We start from the raw sequence: 18,550 nt of genomic DNA, 5'->3' as shown, positions 1-18,550 counted from the left end.
TTGATGTTCTGAGAACGCAAAACGCCGCCGCAGGGAACGTTCCCCACGACGGCGTGATGCGCGATGACGGTCGGGGCGACGCGCGCCCCGAAAAACCCGGTTTTACCTACAGTTGTTTTGTGTCTTGCAGTACAGGACATTGCCCGCCGCGCCGACAACCGCGCCGAACAGCGGGTCGGCGCTGACAACAGCCGCCCCGACGGCGCCTGCGCCGCCGCCAAGCAGCGCCTGTTCGCCCGTCGTGTCACCACAGGCGGCAAGGCCTGCGCAGGTCGCCATTGCAAGAACGAGTTTCGAGATTCGCATGATATCTGCCCCTTTGGAATTCTTGATGCGTTCCGGGGCAGATGTCCGATTTCGACCTTGTTATTCAATAACAGGCCGTCCTGAACAGAGTTTTGCGCAGATTTGTGCCGCTTTACGCTTGGATATTGCGCAAAGAAAAACGCGGGCAGGACTTTGTGAACATCACAAGCCTGCCCGCGGAAGGAAGGGGTACGGAATAGTAGGTGCTTGTGCGACGCAGGCAAAGTAGAGCCGCACGGCTTAGTCAGGTTGCTTGGCACAATCAAATGCGTAAACAAAGTATTGTTTCCGGTCAGGATTCCGGCTGGAAATCGCCCATTGGGCGAATGCGCGCGCAGATTCGCGCCGAGATCGGATGCAGTTTTGGGGGTGAAACGCGAGGCCAATGCCGTCACGTTGCTGTTACTTTTCCTCAGCAATTGGTCTGTTTCTGCGCCTGCAACATCACGGGTTGCGAAAAAGGGCGCCTGAATTTGTCTTTTCAAACGCAAAGGGTTAACCGATCTGTTCACTTTAGGGTGAAAACGGCCCGATAATTTTGCACGTTTCCTTGAGAAACTAGGAGATTCCCATCCCGTTCTCGTGATTTCCCTCAAGTTCTCTTGCGTGGAACGGTACCCGTGCACACTCGCACACAAGGAAATATCCACATGATTGCAAAGAGAAAAACGGCGTTGCTGCTTGCCGTGTCCGCGCTTGGCATGTCCGGCGCGGCTGCTTTCGCCCAAGACGCCCAGACGCAAACGGAACTTGATGCCCTGCGTGCCCGCGTCGAGGCCCTCGAGGGAGCAAAACCCGGCGCTGGCACTGGCGATCTTCGAATCGGAAACACCACGCTTGATGTTTATGGGTACGTTAAGGCTGATTTCTTCTACGACACCGACTTTGAACTTGGCGACCTTGCCGATGCGACCCGAATTGGCGAGCCAGCAAACGCAACCAGCGGCACCTTTGGGGCCACCGTGCGCCAATCGCGCATCGGGCTTCGGACCAATACGCCGTCTGCCATCGGCGATATTGCGGGCCAGCTGGAACTGGACCTGTTTTCCGGCGGGACGGATGGGCCTGCTGAACTGCGCCTGCGCCACGCCAATATCCGCATTGGCGACAACTGGTTGATCGGTCAATACTGGACCAACTTCCAGCCGCTCGACACCTATCCCACGACCGTCGAATTCAACGGCCCCGTTGGCATTCCTTTCGCTCGCGTTCCTCAAGTGCGCTATACGAACACGCTGGGCACTGACACAACCTTTGCGGTGGCGATCGAGGAGAACGTTGGCGGCTCGGATTCGAATGATCCCGTCCTGACCGGCTCCATCGAATACAACAACGGCACCTACCTGGCCCGCGCCTCGGCTTTGTACGGTAAGGCACAATCCGGCGCGGTCGAAGTGGATCAGACCGGCTATACCCTCTCGGCTGGCATCCGGCCCTGGCAAGGCGGTCTGTTTCAGGTCAACTATGTCGACGGCGAGGCTTTGGGCCCCTACCTGATCGCTGCCGGTGACGCCATCGTCAACGGACAGGCCAACGACGTGGACGGATTCACTGTGGAATTCCGCCAGGAACTGAGCCCCAAATGGAATGTCGGCATCGCCTACGGGCAAGAAAACTATGATCTGCCGACCTCGACCGGGACCCTGTCCTTTACCGAAGTTGAAACGATCCACGTGAACGCCTTCTACAAGGCGACCGACAATCTGACCCTTAGCGCCGAATTTTTCTACGGCGAACGAAACGACGCACCGACCGGGCGCACATTTGACAGCAATCGCATTCAACTGGCAGCCCAGTTGAACTTCTGACCGCACATTCCGGCCCTGCCCCGATGTGGGCAGGGTTCCGGGCTCTGACGGCACCACGAAGGTATGTGCGACAGCGGTTTGCACGATCAGCGCACCCCGTCGAAAATTTCGGGGAAGGAAATCCGGCCCACATTCGGATCAATTACCAAAAGCGCATCATAACTAGCCGGATCAAACGGATCTTCGGCCGGAATGACCTCGCGTTCGAAAAGCCAGCAAAGACGACCGGCATCCAAATTGCCCCGCTCAAACGGTTGGTCGCCAAAATGCGCCCACAGGGCTTCCATAAAGGCTGCATCCGCGCGCTTATCCGCGGGTTTACGATCTCGAAACCGCTCGCGGCGGGTCAGGGGCGTCACGCCTTTGGGATTGGCCCGACGAATGATGAACTGAAAGTCAGTACCCGGCAGGCGCCCGGGAAATCCGCGATGTTTCAGCATGGTTCCACCTCAGTTGCACAAGGGGTCATGGGGATCAGATATTCACATCCGTCACAGGATGATGTCATGGTGCGCACCTCCAAAGCCGCGTAGTTGTTCAGAAATGCCCTGACGGGATGAATAGCGCGATTCATGGTCAAAGCCCCTCCCAGATACACCGGGACTGTTCCAGCCGGTAGGCTTCAAAGAACTGCGTGGCGTCAGGGGATGTACGGCCGAATTCGATAGGTCGGTCAGACAGGGAAATGACCACCCGGGCAGCGTCCAATTCGTACTTGGCGACATAGGTAACCGCCAGCGTCTGGCACAGATGCTCCATATCGACCGAGGCGACATCGTACCCGATCCGGCCAATATCCGAACCGATCTTGGGCGCAATAAAGCGAAACCGCACCCAAAGCTCACCGGGGTTATTGTCCAGCAGTACGTCGCTCAGGTGCACTGGCTGTCCGGACGGGACCGGCAACAGGTTTTCGGTATCAGCCAGAACGGGGGCCGCAAAAATAGACAGCACCACAGCTAAGGCGCGATCCCGGACCCGCCTCAGGCGAGCTCCTCTCTCCGGGATCGCGCGCGCCTGGCTTTCGGCCCGCGCTGTTCTATGTCTGATTGGGCAACTCATTAGCAGTTGTGGCCTCAAAGTCAATTTTGCACCCAAGTAATCTGCCCTGACCGTTTGTCCGAGACGCTGTCCAAACCGTTTTGGCCGGGCAGATTTCCTTGCACATCCCCTCAAAGAGGGATGTTGTCGTGCTTTTTCCACGGGTTTTTCACGTGCTTGTTCCGCAAGCTGGCAAAGGCCCGCGAAACGCGACGGCGGGTCGATTGAGGCATGATCACCTCATCGATAAAGCCACGCTCGGCCGCGACAAACGGGTTCGCAAACCTGTCCTCATAATCCTGCGTGTGCTGCACAATTTTCTCGGCATCGCCCAGATCGGCACGGTGAATGATCTCGGTCGCGCCCTTTGCGCCCATCACCGCGATTTCGGCTGTAGGCCAGGCATAGTTGAAGTCACCGCGCAGGTGCTTGGACGCCATAACATCATAGGCACCACCATAAGCCTTACGGGTGATGACGGTAACTTTTGGCACCGTGGCTTCACCGTAGGCAAACAACAGCTTGGCGCCGTGCTTGATCACTCCGCCATATTCCTGCGACGTCCCCGGCAGGAATCCAGGTACGTCCACCAGCGTCAGGATCGGAATTTCGAAGCAATCGCAGAACCGCACAAACCGCGCGGCCTTGCGCGAGCTGTCGATGTCCAGACAACCGGCCAGAATCATCGGCTGATTGGCTACAACGCCCACTGTCTGCCCTTCAAGCCGGATGAACCCGGTGATGATGTTTTTGGCAAAATCCTCCTGAATTTCGTAGAAATCACCCTCATCCGCCACTTTGGTGATGAGTTCCTTCATGTCGTACGGCGTATTAGGGTTGTCGGGGATCAATGTATCCAGCGAGGTTTCCAGACGGTCGGGTTCGTCAAAGAACGGGCGCACTGGCGGCTTTTCGCGGTTGTTGAGCGGCAGGAAATCAACCAAACGGCGCACCTCGGCCAGTGCTTCAACGTCGTTCTCAAACGCTCCGTCAGCAACCGAGGATTTCTTGGTATGGGTCGACGCCCCACCCAGTTCCTCAGCGGTAACCACTTCGTTTGTGACCGTCTTGACCACGTCGGGGCCGGTCACAAACATGTACGAGGTGTCTTTGACCATGAAGATAAAGTCTGTCATCGCCGGGCTGTAGACTGCGCCACCAGCACAGGGCCCCATGATCACGCTGATCTGCGGAACCACGCCTGACGCCATGATGTTGCGCTGGAACACCTCGGCATAACCAGCCAGCGACGCCACGCCTTCCTGAATTCGCGCCCCGCCCGAGTCGTTAATGCCAATCACCGGTGCACCGTTCTGAACGGCCATATCCATGATCTTGCAGATCTTCTGAGCATGGGTTTCCGAAAGTGAGCCGCCAAAGACTGTAAAGTCCTGGCTGAACACATAAACCATGCGGCCATTGATCGTACCCCAGCCAGTAACGACACCGTCACCCGCTGGCCTTTGCTTCTCCATCCCGAAATCGGTGCACCGATGGCTGACAAACATGTCAAATTCTTCAAAGCTGCCTTCATCCAGCAACAGTTCGACCCGTTCCCGCGCAGTCAGTTTGCCGCGCGAGTGCTGTGCGTCGATGCGCTTTTGTCCACCACCCAGCCGCGCGTTGTCGCGACGGTCTTCAAGTTCGGAAAGGATGTCTTTCATAACGATGATCCCCTGTAAAATCTGGCCGGACACTATACGTAGATGCCGCAAGACCAAAGTATCTTTCGGCAAATTTGCAAATCTTTTCCAATCACCTTGGTGAATATTGTAAACTTGCTAATTTTCACTCACAAAACGCGTGATGGATGGCATTCTTATCCGTGGTGACTATACACGTGAACTATGCAGTTTAGTTCTTCGTCGGCGCATCGCTCGCCTCCTAAAATTACCACTCTGGTTTTGCTGTCCGGATTGTCCGCGCTCAGCCTCAATCTGTTTTTGCCGAGCCTGCCCAATATGGCACTGCACTTTAAGGCCGACTACAAGGTCATGCAGCTGTCGATTGCCCTGTACCTGCTGGTCAATGCGGTGCTTCAGATCCTGATCGGACCAATTGCCGACAAGGCGGGGCGCCGTCCCGTTCTACTTTGGGGGTTGGTCCTTTTTTTAGTGGCTACGTTGGGCTGCATCTATGCACCCAACGTCCAGGTTTTTCTTGTTTTCAGAATGTGTCAGGCAATCATCGTGGTCGGCATGGTTCTTAGCCGTGCGGCGGTTCGGGACCTATATGATCAGGACCAGGCGGCGTCTATGATCGGTTATGTAACGATGGGCATGGCCATTGTCCCCATGATCGGACCCGCGATCGGAGGCCTGTTGGAGGAGAGCTTTGGCTGGAAAGCCAACTTCTGGCTGCCCTTCGTTCTTGGCGTAATGACGCTGGTGCTAACTTACTTAGATTTTGGCGAAACCTCAGCCAAGAGCGGCAAAACACTGGTTCAACAATTCCGGGAATACCCCGAACTGCTGGGTTCCCCGCGATTTTGGGGCTATTCGCTATCATCCGCGCTGTCGTCTGGCGCCTTCTTTGCCTATCTGGGCGGCGCTCCTTTTATCGGCACCGAACTATTCGGCCTGAGCGCCGCCGAGGTCGGCATCTACTTTGGCGCCCCAGCCGTAGGATACTTTTTTGGCAATTTCTTCAGCGGTCGCTATTCCGTTCACTTCGGCGTCAATCGAATGGTACTTTGGGGCTGCTGGCTGAACGCAGCAGGCGTTGCAATGTCCGCCATCTTGTTTCTGGCCGGCTTCGGTACAGCGCTCAGCTTTTTCGGATTCATGACCTTCGTCGGCATTGGAAACGGCATGACGATTCCCAACGCGACTTCCGGCGCGCTTTCGGTGCGACCGCATCTGGCCGCGACGGCATCCGGGCTGAGTGGAGCGATCATGCTGGGCGGCGGCGCGGGCCTCAGCGCCCTTGCAGGAGCTTTGCTAACTCACGAAACCGGTGCAATGCCCCTGCTCTGGCTAATGCTGGCAACCTCGGTCCTGGCGGTCTGCGCAATTTTGTCCGTCATTCGACGCGAACGGCAACTGGGCCTTTGAATGGCTTGCCTATGACGGTTTGCAAAGTTAGCTTACCGATTTAGGAAAGTTGCAAAGGCTCAACATGGCGACTCAGAAACTTTATGCAGGTGCAAAGCTGCGTGAAATGCGTACGCGCTTGTCACTGACCCAAAAGGAATTTGCCGCTAAACTGGGTGTTTCCCTGCCCTATCTAAACCAGATGGAGAACAACAACCGTCCGATTTCGACCACGGTCGTTCTGGCGCTGGCGCAAGAATTCGGAATGGATGTCACCGAGTTGAGCACCGGCGACAGTGAACGCCTGGTCTCGGACATGCGCGAGGCATTGGCCGATCCGGTCTTTGACGATGCCGTTCCACCGCTCGCCGATCTCCGCCTGACGGCTTCAAACGCACCCGCTCTGGCACGGGCCTTCATTGCCTTGCACCGCACCTATCGTCAGACACATGAACGCCTGGCCTCTCTTGACGAAGCATTGGGGCGCGAAGACGCGCAAATCCAGGCCAGCCCATGGGAGGAAGTGCGGGACTTCTTCCACTATTGCGACAACTATATCGACGCGGTAGATCGCGCGGCTGAGCGATTTGCCGGACGCGCCGAGGATGCAGGTGGCATACGCGCCGCAGCCCTGGACGGCCTCGCGGAGCGCGGCATCCGGGTACAATTCCCGGATATCGATGAAACCCGAAAGTACGATCCAGAAAACAAAACACTGCAGCTTTCGTCCAGAACCGCACCACAAACTCAGGTGTTTCAGTTGTTGTTGCAGGTTGCACTGATCAGTCAGGACAAACTTCTTGAAGCAACGCTAGATTTTGCCAAATTTCACAGCGACGAAGCCCGTGCCATTGCCAAGATCGGGCTGGCAAACTATTTCGCCGGCGCATCATTGATGCCTTATGCCAAATTTCTGGCCACAGCTCAAGAATATCGTCACGATCTTGAACTGCTTAGCAACCGGTTTGGCGCGTCAATCGAACAGGTGGCGCACAGGCTTTCGACCCTGCAACGCCCTGGCGCCAAAGGCATTCCGTTTTTTTTCGTGCGCGTCGATCAGGCTGGTACGATCACCAAAAGACACTCGGCCACGCGCCTTCAATTTGCCCGGTTCGGCGGCGCCTGCCCCCTATGGAACGTGCACCGCGCTTTCGAAACACCCGGCCATTTCCTGCGACAACTGGCAGAAACACCCGATGGTGTTCAGTATATATCTTTGGCTCGGGACGTGTCGAAATCGGGCGGCTCATTCGGCGCACCTGTGCGCCGTTATGCGATTGCACTAGGTTGCGAGGTGCGCCACGCCGAGGCGCTGGTTTATGCCGACAATCTGGATTTCAACAACGCCAGCGCTTACGAGCCAATTGGCATATCCTGCCGTATCTGCGAGCGGCCGAATTGTCATCAGCGATCGGTCCCGCCATTGGAAAGACGTCTGGCAATCGACGCCCATACCCGCGGCACCTTGCCCTATGAAGTCACCTGATCTTCACCTGACCTAAAATATCCCGCGGAAGGCGTGCCGCGACGGGGGCAGAGCCCCCGCTGTTTTTCAGGGCTTGGACAAGATCGCCCAGATCTCGTCTTTCAGAACCGCACGTCTTTTACGCAGATCTGTCTCAGCGATATCATCCATCGGTTCTACATTGGTTTCGGCACGATGAACCTCGCGGTTGATCTCATGATACTCGTCCGCCAGCCGTGAAAAATGAGCGTCTGTTTGCTTAAGCTGGCTCATCAGCTCAACCTTGTCCGGAAACTCTTCGGCCAGTTCGTGCGGGGTATGGGACATTCCTGTTCGCTCCTCAAAATATGTTGTTGCGATTCAAGTCTATTCGTCCGGTCCCCGTCAATCTTTGACGCGGATCAAATCATGCTTTCGATCATCGCTGCGCAACCGCCCATTGGGGATTAATCCAAGGTTGGTCATTGGCTGCTGGCAGGGCATCCTTACCCAGCAGATGATCGGACATCTTCTCACCCACCATGATAGACGGCGCGTTTAGATTGCCATTGGTAATCTGTGGGAAGATTGAACTGTCGGCAACGCGCAGACCGTCCACGCCAATAACGCGTCCCTCGGGATCGACCACAGCGTTTTTGTCATCTGCCCGACCCATCCGGCAGGTTCCACAAGGGTGATACGCGCTTTCGGCATGTTCCGCGATAAAGGCATTGAGCGCTTCGTCAGACTGCACGTCCGCACCCGGCTGGATTTCTTTTCCCGAATAAGGTTTGAACGCATCCTGCCCGAAAATCTCACGCGTCAGGCGAATACAGGTGCGGAAATCCGCCCAATCCTCTTCATGGCTCATGTAGTTGAAGCGGATCACCGGCGCGTCTTCGACCTTGGCCGACCGCAGCGTCACCGCCCCGCGCGACGGCGAGCGCATCGGCCCGACATGCGCCTGGAAACCATGACCTTCGGCTGCGGCCTGGCCATCATAGCGAACGGCAATTGGCAGGAAGTGATATTGAATATCCGGATATTCTACGCCCGGCTTGGAGCGAATAAACGCCGCACTTTCGAATTGGTTGGATGCACCCAGACCGGTCTTTGTGAACAGCCACTGCGCCCCGATCAGACCTTTGCTGATCAGGTTCCAATGTTTGTACAGCGTGATCGGCTGCAAGGACGCTTGCTGAATGTAAAGCTCCAGATGGTCCTGAAGGTTCGCACCCACACCCGGGCGATCTGCGACAACGTCTATCCCGTGTTCAGCCAAGTGCGCCGCCGGACCGATGCCAGACAGCATCAGCAGCTTGGGAGAGTTGATGGAGGACGCGGCAAGAACCACTTCGCGCCGCGCACGGATGACCTCAGTCTTGCCACCTCGGATCAATTCCACTCCAATTGCGCAGCCATTTTCCATAACCACCCTTGAGGCCAGTCCGCGCACGATATCGCAGTTATCGCGCTTGAGCGCGGGTTTCAGATACGCATTCGCCGCCGACCAACGCCGTCCTTTCCAGACGGTTTGCTCCATCGGGCCGAAGCCTTCCTGCTTTTCACCGTTATAGTCGCCGGTAACTTCGTATCCCGCCTGCTGTCCCGCATCGACGAAAGCCTGAAACAGAGGGTTCTCACGCGGTCCGCGCGAAACATGCAGCGGGCCATCGGTGCCACGCCATGTCGGATCACCACCATGCCCACCGTCATGCCAGGTCTCCATGCGTTTGTAATAGGGCAGCACATCCGCATAGGACCAGCCATCGGCGCCCATCTCGGCCCAAGTGTCAAAATCACGCGCGTGGCCACGTACGTAAACCATGCCGTTGATCGATGACGATCCACCAATAACCTTGCCGCGCGGACAAGCCAGTTCGCGGTTATTCAGGTGCGGCTCGGGCTCGGACTTGTAACCCCAATCGTACATCGGCATGTTCATCGGATAGCTCAATGCCGCTGGCATCTGGATGAACGGACCAGCATCAGTCCCGCCGTGTTCGATCACCAATACCGAGGCCCCGGCCTCGCTCAGGCGATACGCCATTGCGCAGCCTGCCGATCCTGCGCCAACGATGACGAAATCTGCTTCCATTTTCAGGTCTCCATATCCCGCCGAACCAAATTTCTGATCGTCCGGCAGGCGTATTTTCGAAAAGGTGAAGAGGTTACTCGCCGCGCGGGAAGCGGGCGTTTTCCTCTACGACATTCAGATCCATGTGATTGCGCATGTAGCGCTCAGATGCCTTCTGCAGTGGCTGGTAGTCCCACGGGTAATACCCACCCTGCCGCAACGCCTCATAGACAACCCAGCGGCGCGCCTGACTGGCACGGACGTCGGCATCGAACTGGTCCAGATCCCAGCGTGCCTCAGATTTCGCGCGCAAAGTTTCCAGCGTGCCTGCGTGTTCTGGGTGTTCCGCGAGGTTTTCCAATTCATGCGGATCATTTTCCAGATCGTACAGTTGATCGGGGTCCAGCGCGCAGCGATTGTATTTCCACTTACCATAGCGCAGCGAAACCAGCGGCGCATACGAGGCTTCGGCCGCATATTCCATCTTCACCGGGGCAGTTCGTTCGGTGCCATTGGCCAGAGGCACAAGGTCTTCGCCATCGGTCCACGGCGCGATCTCGGCCATATCTACGCCCGCCAGTGCGCCTAGGGTTGGCGTGACGTCGATTGTCGAAACCGGCGTGTCGATACGGCCTGCCGGTATATCCGGCGCGGCAATCATCAACGGCACGCGTGCCGATCCCTCGTAAAAGTTCATTTTGAACCACAGGCCCCGCTCACCCAGCATGTCGCCGTGATCCGAGACAAACATGATGATCGCCTCTTGCCGGGTTGTTTCCAGCACCTCGAGGATTTCACCGATCTTGTCGTCCAGATATGAGATATTGGAAAAGTACGCGCGGCGCGACTTGCGGATGTCTTCTTCTGTGATGTCGAAACTGCGCCAATCATTGGCGTCAAATATGCGCTTAGAGTGCGGGTCCTGATTGTCATAGCCAATGTCCGCAATCTCGGGCTGCAGGTGTTCGCAATCTTCGTAGAGGTCCCAGTATTTGCGACGCGCCACATAGGGATCATGGGGGTGCGTAAAGCTGACGGTGACGCACCATGGGCGGTCATCCTTGCCACGCGCAAGATCATAGAGCTTGGCCTTGGCATTATAGGCGACCTCGTCGTCATACTCCATCTGGTTGGAAATCTCGGCCACGCCTGCGCCGGTCACCGAACCCATATTGTGGTACCACCAGTCGATCCGCTCGCCGGGTTTGCGGTAGTCGGGGGTCCAGCCAAAATCGGCGGGATAGATATCGGTTGTCAGGCGGTCCTCAAACCCGTGCATCTGATCTGGGCCGACAAAGTGCATCTTGCCGGACAGGCAGGTGTAGTAGCCCGCGCGGCGCAGATGGTGTGCATAGGTCGGGATGTCGCTGCGGAATTCTGCGGCGTTGTCATAAACACCCGTGCGCGAAGGCAGCTGACCGGACATGAAGCTGGCCCGCCCCGGCGCGCAAAGCGGCGAAGCCGTATAAGCATTGGCAAACCGGGTCGAGCGTTCCGCCAGTTTCTTCAGGTTCGGAGCGTGAAGCCAGTCAGCGGGACCGTCTGGAAAGAGGGTCCCGTTCAGCTGATCCACCATCAGGATCAGAATGTTCGGTTTTGTCATTTTTCAGCCTCGAGCAGAGTATTGAGGACACGCATCGCGTGATTGACCGCCAGCTGCGGTTCTTCCGGCGCGCTGAGTGCGGCGCGGATATATAGCCCGTCGATAAGGGCGATCATGTTTTCGGCCGCTTCGGCCGGATCGTTCAACAACGGGCGCAGGGCGTGGGTCAGGTTCGACCGGATACGCGCCTGATAGATTTGCCACAGGCGCAAGGCGTCATCATTGGTTTGGGCCAACACGTAAAATGTCATCCACGCAGCGATGACATCCGGTGTGAAACATGATGGTGCAAAACAGGCCCGGATAATGGCCTGCGCTCGTTTCTGCGGAACAGCATTCTTCAGCTCCTGTCTAGCCTCGTCGGCAAAGTCCGACAGGATGCGGCGCATGGCAGCCAGAAATATCTGATCTTTGCCACCGAAATAATGATGCGCCAGCGCGCTGGACATACCTGCCCGTTTGGCAATCTGGCTGACAGTCACATCAAGGGATTTCTTCGACCCGAGTTCGGCAATTGTTGCCTTGACGATCGCGTCACGGCGGATTGGCTCCATTCCGAGTTTCGGCATCACTATCCCTCACTAAGTATAGTGAGAAAACGCTAAGGGCTTTTTATTGACTCGTCAATCAATAACGTTTCACGCGACCGCCAATGATCAGAGTTTGGGTGCGATGCTGGGGGTCGTCAAGCTGCCGCGGTTCAAAACCGCTTCGCGCCAGGCAATGAAACTGACCGCTAGCAGAATCACCGTTCCACCCGCGACAACCCAAATGTCGATGCTTTCGTTGAAGACCAGCGCGCCCAACAGGGTGGCCCAGATCAGCTGCAGGAATGTAACCGGCTGTGTGACCGCGACCGGGGCCGCCTTAAGTGCGATCGTCATGAAATAGTGGCCCGCCGTGGCAAAACTGGCCACCAGAAACAGCACGCCGAGGTCGCGCAAGCTGGGCGTGGTCCAAACCGCAACTGCAAAAGGGATCAAAGCTATGGTCACCCAGATCGACATATACGCCACAACAACTGACGGCGGCAGATCACGCACAAGCACTTTGGCAATCAGATAAGACCCGCCTAAGGTCAGGGCCGTGCCCAGCATGGTGATATGGCCCAGTGAAATCTCACGAAAACCCGGCCTTAGGATGAACAGAACGCCAACCAGTGCCACGCCAATCGCGGCGACCCGACGGATGGCCAGCTTCTCGCCCAGAAACAACGCGGCCCCCAGCGTGACATAGACCGGCGTCATGTAGTTCATCGCCGTAACCTCGGCCAGCGGGATCTGTGTCATCGAGAAGAACCACAGCATCACTGCAAATGCGTGGACAACACCGCGCGTCCCCAGCAATACGATGTGGCTGCGTGTAAGTTGCGTTTTCAACACCAGGCGCAACGTCGGCAACAGAAAGATCAAGCCGAAGGCAAACCGCAGGAACGCAGCCTGCGTGGGGTCCATTGTGGGGCCCAGCGACTTTACCAATGCGGTCATGACCACAAACGACAAGCCTGCCGAAAACATCCAGAGCATGCCAGCCACGGGGCGGGGTTGGGCGGTCAAAGTTGACATGTTAACGGTTGAACACCGAATACTTGGCAGAGGCAACCCGTCACATCAATACAAGCTTTGCGGCAATTGCCAGCATAACCACGCCGATTATTAAATCCAGCACCTGCCACGCCCGTGGTCTTGCAAAAATCGGGGACAGCATCCCTGCCCCGTAGCCCAGCGAAAAGAAAAACACAAAGCTGGACGTCATTGCACCAAGCGCAAAGGCCAGCCGATCCTCATACTGCGCCGAGATTGACCCAATCAGCACAACTGTATCCAGATAGACATGCGGGTTCAGCCATGTGAACGCAAGAACGGTCAGCAGAACAGATTTCAGGCTGACGCGCTTACTCTCGCCGATCTCCATCACCGCTCCGCCGCGCCAGGCCGAACTCAGGCTGCGCAAACCGTACCATATCAGGAAGATCGCCCCGCCATACCGCATGACAGTCTCGAACCAGGGCAACGCGTGCGCCAATGTTCCGAAACCCGCAACGCCTGCGGCTATGAGAATGGCATCAGACACCGCGCAAGTCAGGCACAGTGGGAATACGTGCTCGCGCCGCAATCCCTGACGCAGAACAAAGGCGTTTTGCGCGCCAATGGCGAGGATCAGGCTGAAGCCAAGCACAAAGCCTGCAATCAAGGATGTGGACATGAAACCTCCGATAGTCTGCGGCGTTGACTACTTACTTACAAAGCATCTATCAAATTAAAGAAACTGACCTGAAATAAGCCTGACTAATGCTACTGGATCCAAACCACCTGACTGCGCTTTCTGCCATCCTGCGTCATGGCAGCTTTGACGCGGCCGCCTCAGAACTTGCGGTGACGCCTTCCGCGGTTTCACAGCGGATCAAAGCGCTGGAAGACCTTGTTGGCGCAACCCTGATCAATCGGGGAACGCCCTGCACGGGCACTCCGACGGGTTTACGTATCGCGCAACATGCCGAGGACATCGGGTTACTTGAGACGCATCTGGCCCGCGAACTGACGCTTGATCAAACCAACGGCCCCGCGCGCGTGCGCGTCGCCGTGCCAGCCGACGTGCTGGCGACTTGGTTCATCAATGTCATGTCTCAGGTCGACGGCCTGCTGTTCGATCTGGTCGTTGACGATCAGGATCATTCGGCGGATTGGCTGAGGCGCGGAGAGGTCAGCGCCGCCATAACGGTCGGAGGTGATACAGTCCCAGGCAGCGATGCCGTCGCCCTTGGTGCCTTGCGGTACATCCCCACGGCCAGCCCCGATTTCATGCGCAATTGGTTCGCCGATGGTGTAAATGCCGACACACTGTCCCGCGCCACCTGTTTGACATTCAACCGCAAGGATGGGCTGCAAAAAGCCTGGATTACTCAGCAGACAGGCCAACGGCTATCACCCCCTTCGCATTTCCTGCCCTCCTCTCAGGGATTTGTAGAAGCGGCCATTGCGGGGATTGGTTGGGGAATGAATCCGGAAAGCCTTGCGCGCCCAGCGCTGGAAGATGGCCGGTTATGCCCTCTGGTACCGGACGCGCGGCTTGACGTAGGGCTGACCTGGCAGGTGGGTCGTGTGCTATCCACGGCGTTGGCCCCCTTGACTGACGCGGTCAAGCGCGCCGCCAATGGTGCCCTGCTTCCAGTTGACACGGCAGACTAGGACTGAACCGCTTTTTTCTCGCTGGGTACAACCACACGGTAACAGGCGACCGCCGCGAAAACGCTTGTGGCGACGATGAAGGCGATTGCCCATGCGACCTCGTGCAAATGCGCAACGCCTGCCAACGCGGCCGAGAGCAATACGCCAGAGATCCGGCAAATGCTCTTGATCGCTGCGGCACCTTTGACCCTCTGATCTTTTGGGGCAACGTCCAGGAAGTACAACTTGCGGGCACTGCTGATCCCTGTCACCGCAACAGTGACAACGAACAAGGCAATGGCGTGTAAGTGAACGTCATGGTCCATGCCCAGAAAGTGCACGGACAAAAGCGCACCGCCCGTCAGTGCCACCATTAGGTTCCCGGTGACCATCACGGCGCGATGCGATTTCATGTTCACCAATTGCCACAGTGGGGCAGATACAAGATACCCCGACGCCGACGACACGATCATCGCCGTCAGCCCTCTGGCCGAGTCGTGGTGCGCTTCGGCTGCGATCAGCGCAAAGAACGGTACGGACAGGGATACGACAACAAGCGGCATGCGCATGATCATGTAACGGCGGAACCAGCGCTGATCAAACATTGCGGCGATATCGGTGAAGTTATCGAGGAACTTTCGCTTCTTGACCCGTTGCGCGCCCTGTTCCTGGGTGGGACCGACGGTTTCGGACATCATTAGAATCGACAGGCCGGACAGGACAAAGAATGTTACCGAAACGGCGATGACTGCGGAATGGCGCGAAAACGGTGGGTTTTCTTTGGTGATCTCGTGAACCAGCAACGCCAATCCGATTGCGCCCAATCCACCCACCCCCAGCTGCAGATAATGCATGATCATCCGCGATTTGGAGCGCACCTGATCGCCCAGCAGATCGGTATACATCAGCGACTGAATTTCTTCGATCAAACCGATCATGAAAAATGCCGCGACAAAAGCCACACCTATGACCGGAACGACACCTGTTGAGGCCACCAACAAAGCCAAAATCAGGCAGGCACCGATTGCGACCTCAGTCATCGCGATTGCACGTTTCTTGCGGTCACGCGCTGCGATGGGATACGCGAGGAAAACATCCGAGATCATGCTGCCAACCATCCGCACCGACACCAGCGCGCCGGCTATGAACATCGGAAGCTCAAGCGACACGGCCAGAAATGGCAAGACCACGGATGGGCTGCCTAGGGTCCACGCCACCTGAGACAGAATGCTTTGCCCAGCCAGGACCGGAACGTTTCTTTTCGATGTGTCCAGTGACTTGTCAGTCATTTGCGCGCTTGGGTTCCTCGGCTCGCAAAAGGGCGTGCCACTTGGGTTTGACCAATCCATGGTACTCAGTTCCACGCAACCGGCCAAGAACCCCCTGTGTCAAAAATGAAAAACCCGGCCAAAGACCGGGTTTTCTTTCTTCTTTTTTGACTTGGATCAGAGCTGAGCCATGACCTCGTCCGTGGCTTCGAAATTCGTCGTCACACGCTGAACGTCATCGTCGTCTTCCAGCGCATCGACCAGTTTCATCAGTTTTTGCATGTCTTCCAGACCCAGCTCGGTTGTGGTCGTGGGCTTCCAGACCAACTTGGTGGAATCGGTTTCCCCCAGCGCAGCTTCAAGGGCGCTCGACACTTCGTTCAGGTCGGTATCGGCACACCAGATGATATGCCCTTCTTCCGAGCTTTCGACATCTTCGGCACCGGCTTCGATTGCGGCTTCGAACACGGTGTCCGCGTCGCCAACGGAACCCGGGTAAACCACTTCGCCCTTGCGTTCGAACATGAAGCCAACTGAACCGGTTTCGCCCAGGTTGCCGCCGTTCTTGGAAAAGGTCGAGCGCACAGTCGATGCTGTGCGATTGCGGTTGTCGGTCATCGTCTCGACGATCACCGCCACACCGTTCGGGCCATAGCCCTCATACCGGATTTCTTCGTATTCATCGCCTTCGCCCGCCGTCGATTTCTTGATCGCGCGGTCGATGACATCTTTTGGAACCGACTGTGACTTGGCTTCTTTCACGGCCAAACGCAGCCGTGGGTTTTTTTCAGGATCCGGGTCGCCCATCTTGGCAGCGACGGTGATCTCTTTCGACAGTTTGGAAAACAGTTTGGACCGCGCGGCGTCCTGACGCCCCTTGCGGTGCTGGATGTTGGCCCATTTGGAATGGCCTGCCATATTGCGTCCTCGTCATCGTGATTGCGTATTCGGCGCTCATATAGACGTTTGCGGGGCCAAGGATCAAGAGAGCGGCTTGCGACAGTCGCCGCGAAGGGTATGGTGGCCGCATGACGACAGACCAGATTATTCTTTTTTCCCTTTTCGCCACTGTGTTTGGAATGCTGCTTTGGGGGAAGTTTCGATACGACCTTGTGGCCTTCACCGCGCTATTGATCGGAGTTACGCTGGGTGTTGTGCCGGTCGATGACGCCTTTGCCGGGTTCGGACACCCCGCTACGATCATCGTCGCTTTGGTATTGGTTGTCTCGGCCGGGTTGGTGCGTTCGGGCGCTGTTTTCCTGATCACCCGCACACTGGTCGATGCCTCGCGCGGGCTTGGCGCGCACATCGCACTGATGGGCGGGATTGGCGCTGTTCTGTCAGCCTTTATGAACAACGTGGCCGCGCTGGCGCTGCTGATGCCGGTCGATATCCAAACCGCGCGCAAGGCGGGGCGACCGGTCGGCCTGACCCTGATGCCGCTGAGTTTTGCTACTATTCTGGGCGGCATGGCCACGTTGATTGGAACGCCCCCTAACATCATCATCGCATCGATCCGGGCTGAGACCTTGGGTGAACCGTTCCGAATGTTCGATTTCGCCCCCGTTGGTGGATTGGCCGCGATTGCCGGGCTAGCATTTGTCGCGCTGGTCGGATGGCGGTTGATTCCCGGTCGCGGAACACAGGAAGAGGCCTCGGAAACCCTTGCCGAATACATCGCGGAACTGACGGTCCCGCCAGAATCGCCGCAAATTGGGAAGCGTGTCAGCGAGCTTTATGAGGCCGCCGAGAAATCCGACGTGGCCATCATCGGCCTTATTCGAGACGGCAAACGGCGCTATGGCCGGTCGGCCCATGCTACAATCAAACCGGGCGACGCATTGGTGTTAGAGGCCCGCCCCGAGGCGCTAGACGAATTTCGCACCGCGCTGAACCTCGATTTCTCGGATACCCGCCGTCAGGAATTGCTGACCGCCGAAGGGGACGGTCTTGAAGTGATTGAGGTAGTTGTGCCACTAAACGCACGCGTCACCGGTCGCACCGCGCAGGGCCTGGGATTGGCCTGGCGTCAAAGCACAGTTCTGATGGGAATTTCACGTCAAGGCCGCCGCATAACCGAACAGGTCCGCAAAACTCAGATTGAGGCGGGCGACATTCTGTTGCTGCTTTGCCCACGTGACCGCAGTGCCGATGTGACCGAATGGCTGGGTTGTTTGCCACTTGCTGAACGCGGTCTGAACGTCACCGCCAACGAAAAGGCGTGGCTTGCCATTGGCTTGTTTGGCGCAGCTGTTCTGGCGGCCAGTGTCGGGTTGATCTACCTGCCTATCGCCCTGGGGCTGGTCGTCGTCGCTTATGTGCTGACCAAGATCATGCCGATTGCAGATATCTACAATCATATCGAATGGCCTGTTGTCGTGCTGCTGGGCTCGATGATCCCGCTCGGCAGCGCATTGGAGACTTCCGGCGGTACAGAACTGATTGCGAATGCTTTGATTCAATTGACCGACGGGCTGCCGGCCTGGGCCATTCTGACCGTTTTGATGGTGGTTACCATGACCCTGTCAGACGTGCTGAACAACACGGCCACGGCCATTGTTGCGGCTCCGGTCGGTATCCAGATGGCCCGCACGCTTGAGGTTTCACCCGACCCATTTCTGATGACTGTCGCCGTCGCAGCCTCGGCCGCGTTCTTGACGCCGATTGGGCATAAGAACAATACGCTTGTCCTAGGACCCGGAGGGTATCAGTTTGGCGACTATTGGCGCATGGGCCTGCCACTGGAAATTCTGATCATTGCGGTTTCCATCCCCGCTATCCTTGTGTTTTGGCCATTGTGACGG

General features: G+C 57.1%; 17 protein-coding genes. 5 read left to right on the top strand and 12 right to left on the bottom strand.

Features of this window, described 5'->3' with window-relative positions; all coding sequences use genetic code 11:
* Positions 1-102: 102 nt before the first annotated feature.
* Complete coding sequence (locus AC2FI8_RS06460; protein ID WP_058275656.1) at positions 103-306, bottom strand: hypothetical protein; 204 nt, start codon at positions 304-306, stop codon at positions 103-105.
* Positions 307-956: 650 nt separating this feature from the next.
* Here AC2FI8_RS06460 and AC2FI8_RS06455 point away from each other — a divergent pair.
* Positions 957-2,114, top strand: a complete 1,158-nt coding sequence (locus AC2FI8_RS06455; protein WP_496777964.1) for a DcaP family trimeric outer membrane transporter — start codon at positions 957-959, stop codon at positions 2,112-2,114.
* Between the two features lie 86 nt (positions 2,115-2,200).
* Here the strand turns inward: AC2FI8_RS06455 and AC2FI8_RS06450 are convergent, their stop codons facing one another.
* The 3 genes from AC2FI8_RS06450 to AC2FI8_RS06440 form a co-directional block, all read right to left on the bottom strand.
* Complete coding sequence (locus tag AC2FI8_RS06450) at positions 2,201-2,554, bottom strand: hypothetical protein (RefSeq protein WP_058276835.1); 354 nt, start codon at positions 2,552-2,554, stop codon at positions 2,201-2,203.
* Positions 2,555-2,690: 136 nt separating this feature from the next.
* Positions 2,691-3,071 (bottom strand): DUF6497 family protein, encoded by a 381-nt coding sequence (locus tag AC2FI8_RS06445; protein ID WP_496777962.1) that lies wholly within the window; start codon positions 3,069-3,071, stop codon positions 2,691-2,693.
* Positions 3,072-3,286: 215 nt separating this feature from the next.
* Positions 3,287-4,819: an acyl-CoA carboxylase subunit beta gene (locus tag AC2FI8_RS06440; protein WP_109313344.1), complete on the bottom strand. Its 1,533-nt coding sequence runs from the start codon at positions 4,817-4,819 to the stop codon at positions 3,287-3,289.
* 183 nt (positions 4,820-5,002) lie between these two features.
* On the opposite strand from AC2FI8_RS06440, the gene AC2FI8_RS06435 reads away from it, so the two are divergent.
* Positions 5,003-6,208: a multidrug effflux MFS transporter gene (locus tag AC2FI8_RS06435; protein WP_496777960.1), complete on the top strand. Its 1,206-nt coding sequence runs from the start codon at positions 5,003-5,005 to the stop codon at positions 6,206-6,208.
* Positions 6,209-6,272: 64 nt separating this feature from the next.
* On the top strand, positions 6,273-7,673 hold the full coding sequence (locus tag AC2FI8_RS06430) for a helix-turn-helix domain-containing protein (protein WP_496777957.1): 1,401 nt from the start codon (positions 6,273-6,275) through the stop codon (positions 7,671-7,673).
* A 66-nt stretch (positions 7,674-7,739) separates the two neighbouring features.
* On the opposite strand, the gene AC2FI8_RS06425 is transcribed toward AC2FI8_RS06430, so the two are convergent.
* From AC2FI8_RS06425 to AC2FI8_RS06400, 6 genes are all read right to left on the bottom strand, one after another.
* Positions 7,740-7,979 (bottom strand): HP1242/YdcH family protein, encoded by a 240-nt coding sequence (locus tag AC2FI8_RS06425; protein WP_496724279.1) that lies wholly within the window; start codon positions 7,977-7,979, stop codon positions 7,740-7,742.
* Between the two features lie 91 nt (positions 7,980-8,070).
* A complete protein-coding gene (gene betA, locus AC2FI8_RS06420) occupies positions 8,071-9,729 on the bottom strand; it encodes a choline dehydrogenase (protein WP_496777953.1) in 1,659 nt (552 codons plus the stop codon).
* A 73-nt stretch (positions 9,730-9,802) separates the two neighbouring features.
* Entirely contained in the window at positions 9,803-11,311 is a 1,509-nt protein-coding gene (betC, locus tag AC2FI8_RS06415; RefSeq protein ID WP_496777949.1) for a choline-sulfatase, read from the bottom strand.
* Positions 11,308-11,880 carry a choline-binding transcriptional repressor BetI gene (betI, locus tag AC2FI8_RS06410; RefSeq protein ID WP_496777947.1) on the bottom strand — a complete coding sequence of 191 codons (573 nt, stop codon included), beginning with the start codon at positions 11,878-11,880 and terminating at the stop codon, positions 11,308-11,310. Before betI ends, betC begins: the two co-directional genes overlap by 4 nt.
* A gap of 87 nt (positions 11,881-11,967) precedes the next feature.
* Positions 11,968-12,876, bottom strand: coding sequence for a DMT family transporter (locus AC2FI8_RS06405; protein ID WP_496777945.1), 909 nt, complete (start codon positions 12,874-12,876; stop codon positions 11,968-11,970).
* A gap of 40 nt (positions 12,877-12,916) precedes the next feature.
* Positions 12,917-13,516 carry a LysE/ArgO family amino acid transporter gene (locus AC2FI8_RS06400; protein ID WP_496777943.1) on the bottom strand — a complete coding sequence of 200 codons (600 nt, stop codon included), beginning with the start codon at positions 13,514-13,516 and terminating at the stop codon, positions 12,917-12,919.
* A gap of 86 nt (positions 13,517-13,602) precedes the next feature.
* On the opposite strand from AC2FI8_RS06400, the gene AC2FI8_RS06395 reads away from it, so the two are divergent.
* Positions 13,603-14,499 (top strand): LysR family transcriptional regulator ArgP, encoded by an 897-nt coding sequence (locus tag AC2FI8_RS06395; protein WP_496777941.1) that lies wholly within the window; start codon positions 13,603-13,605, stop codon positions 14,497-14,499.
* Here AC2FI8_RS06395 and AC2FI8_RS06390 read toward each other — a convergent pair.
* Positions 14,496-15,767, bottom strand: coding sequence for an MFS transporter (locus tag AC2FI8_RS06390; protein ID WP_496777939.1), 1,272 nt, complete (start codon positions 15,765-15,767; stop codon positions 14,496-14,498). The two genes, AC2FI8_RS06395 and AC2FI8_RS06390, sit on opposite strands and share 4 nt — an antisense overlap.
* Positions 15,768-15,923: 156 nt before the next feature.
* Positions 15,924-16,664, bottom strand: a complete 741-nt coding sequence (locus tag AC2FI8_RS06385) for a YebC/PmpR family DNA-binding transcriptional regulator (protein ID WP_496777937.1) — start codon at positions 16,662-16,664, stop codon at positions 15,924-15,926.
* Between the two features lie 110 nt (positions 16,665-16,774).
* On the opposite strand from AC2FI8_RS06385, the gene AC2FI8_RS06380 reads away from it, so the two are divergent.
* Positions 16,775-18,547: an SLC13 family permease gene (locus AC2FI8_RS06380; RefSeq protein ID WP_496777935.1), complete on the top strand. Its 1,773-nt coding sequence runs from the start codon at positions 16,775-16,777 to the stop codon at positions 18,545-18,547.
* Positions 18,548-18,550 lie beyond the last annotated feature (3 nt).

The sequence above is a fragment of the Ruegeria sp. CDSB029 genome (assembly GCF_059611125.1).
Note: the sequence above shows the minus strand (reverse complement) of the source record. Positions and strands in the feature narration are given on the sequence as shown.

Excerpts from the sequence above, each read along its gene's own strand:
- betI (WP_496777947.1), bottom strand. The coding sequence starts at position 11,880 with ATGCCGAAACTCGGAATGGAGCCAATCCGCCGTGACGCGATCGTCAAG.
- AC2FI8_RS06400 (WP_496777943.1), bottom strand. The coding sequence starts at position 13,516 with ATGTCCACATCCTTGATTGCAGGCTTTGTGCTTGGCTTCAGCCTGATC.
- AC2FI8_RS06430 (WP_496777957.1), top strand. The coding sequence starts at position 6,273 with ATGGCGACTCAGAAACTTTATGCAGGTGCAAAGCTGCGTGAAATGCGT.
- AC2FI8_RS06405 (WP_496777945.1), bottom strand. The coding sequence starts at position 12,876 with ATGTCAACTTTGACCGCCCAACCCCGCCCCGTGGCTGGCATGCTCTGG.
- AC2FI8_RS06380 (WP_496777935.1), top strand. The coding sequence starts at position 16,775 with ATGACGACAGACCAGATTATTCTTTTTTCCCTTTTCGCCACTGTGTTT.
- AC2FI8_RS06385 (WP_496777937.1), bottom strand. The coding sequence starts at position 16,664 with ATGGCAGGCCATTCCAAATGGGCCAACATCCAGCACCGCAAGGGGCGT.
- AC2FI8_RS06395 (WP_496777941.1), top strand. The coding sequence starts at position 13,603 with ATGCTACTGGATCCAAACCACCTGACTGCGCTTTCTGCCATCCTGCGT.
- AC2FI8_RS06390 (WP_496777939.1), bottom strand. The coding sequence starts at position 15,767 with ATGACTGACAAGTCACTGGACACATCGAAAAGAAACGTTCCGGTCCTG.
- AC2FI8_RS06460 (WP_058275656.1), bottom strand. The coding sequence starts at position 306 with ATGCGAATCTCGAAACTCGTTCTTGCAATGGCGACCTGCGCAGGCCTT.
- AC2FI8_RS06440 (WP_109313344.1), bottom strand. The coding sequence starts at position 4,819 with ATGAAAGACATCCTTTCCGAACTTGAAGACCGTCGCGACAACGCGCGG.
- AC2FI8_RS06425 (WP_496724279.1), bottom strand. The coding sequence starts at position 7,979 with ATGTCCCATACCCCGCACGAACTGGCCGAAGAGTTTCCGGACAAGGTT.
- AC2FI8_RS06435 (WP_496777960.1), top strand. The coding sequence starts at position 5,003 with ATGCAGTTTAGTTCTTCGTCGGCGCATCGCTCGCCTCCTAAAATTACC.
- AC2FI8_RS06455 (WP_496777964.1), top strand. The coding sequence starts at position 957 with ATGATTGCAAAGAGAAAAACGGCGTTGCTGCTTGCCGTGTCCGCGCTT.
- AC2FI8_RS06450 (WP_058276835.1), bottom strand. The coding sequence starts at position 2,554 with ATGCTGAAACATCGCGGATTTCCCGGGCGCCTGCCGGGTACTGACTTT.
- betC (WP_496777949.1), bottom strand. The coding sequence starts at position 11,311 with ATGACAAAACCGAACATTCTGATCCTGATGGTGGATCAGCTGAACGGG.
- betA (WP_496777953.1), bottom strand. The coding sequence starts at position 9,729 with ATGGAAGCAGATTTCGTCATCGTTGGCGCAGGATCGGCAGGCTGCGCA.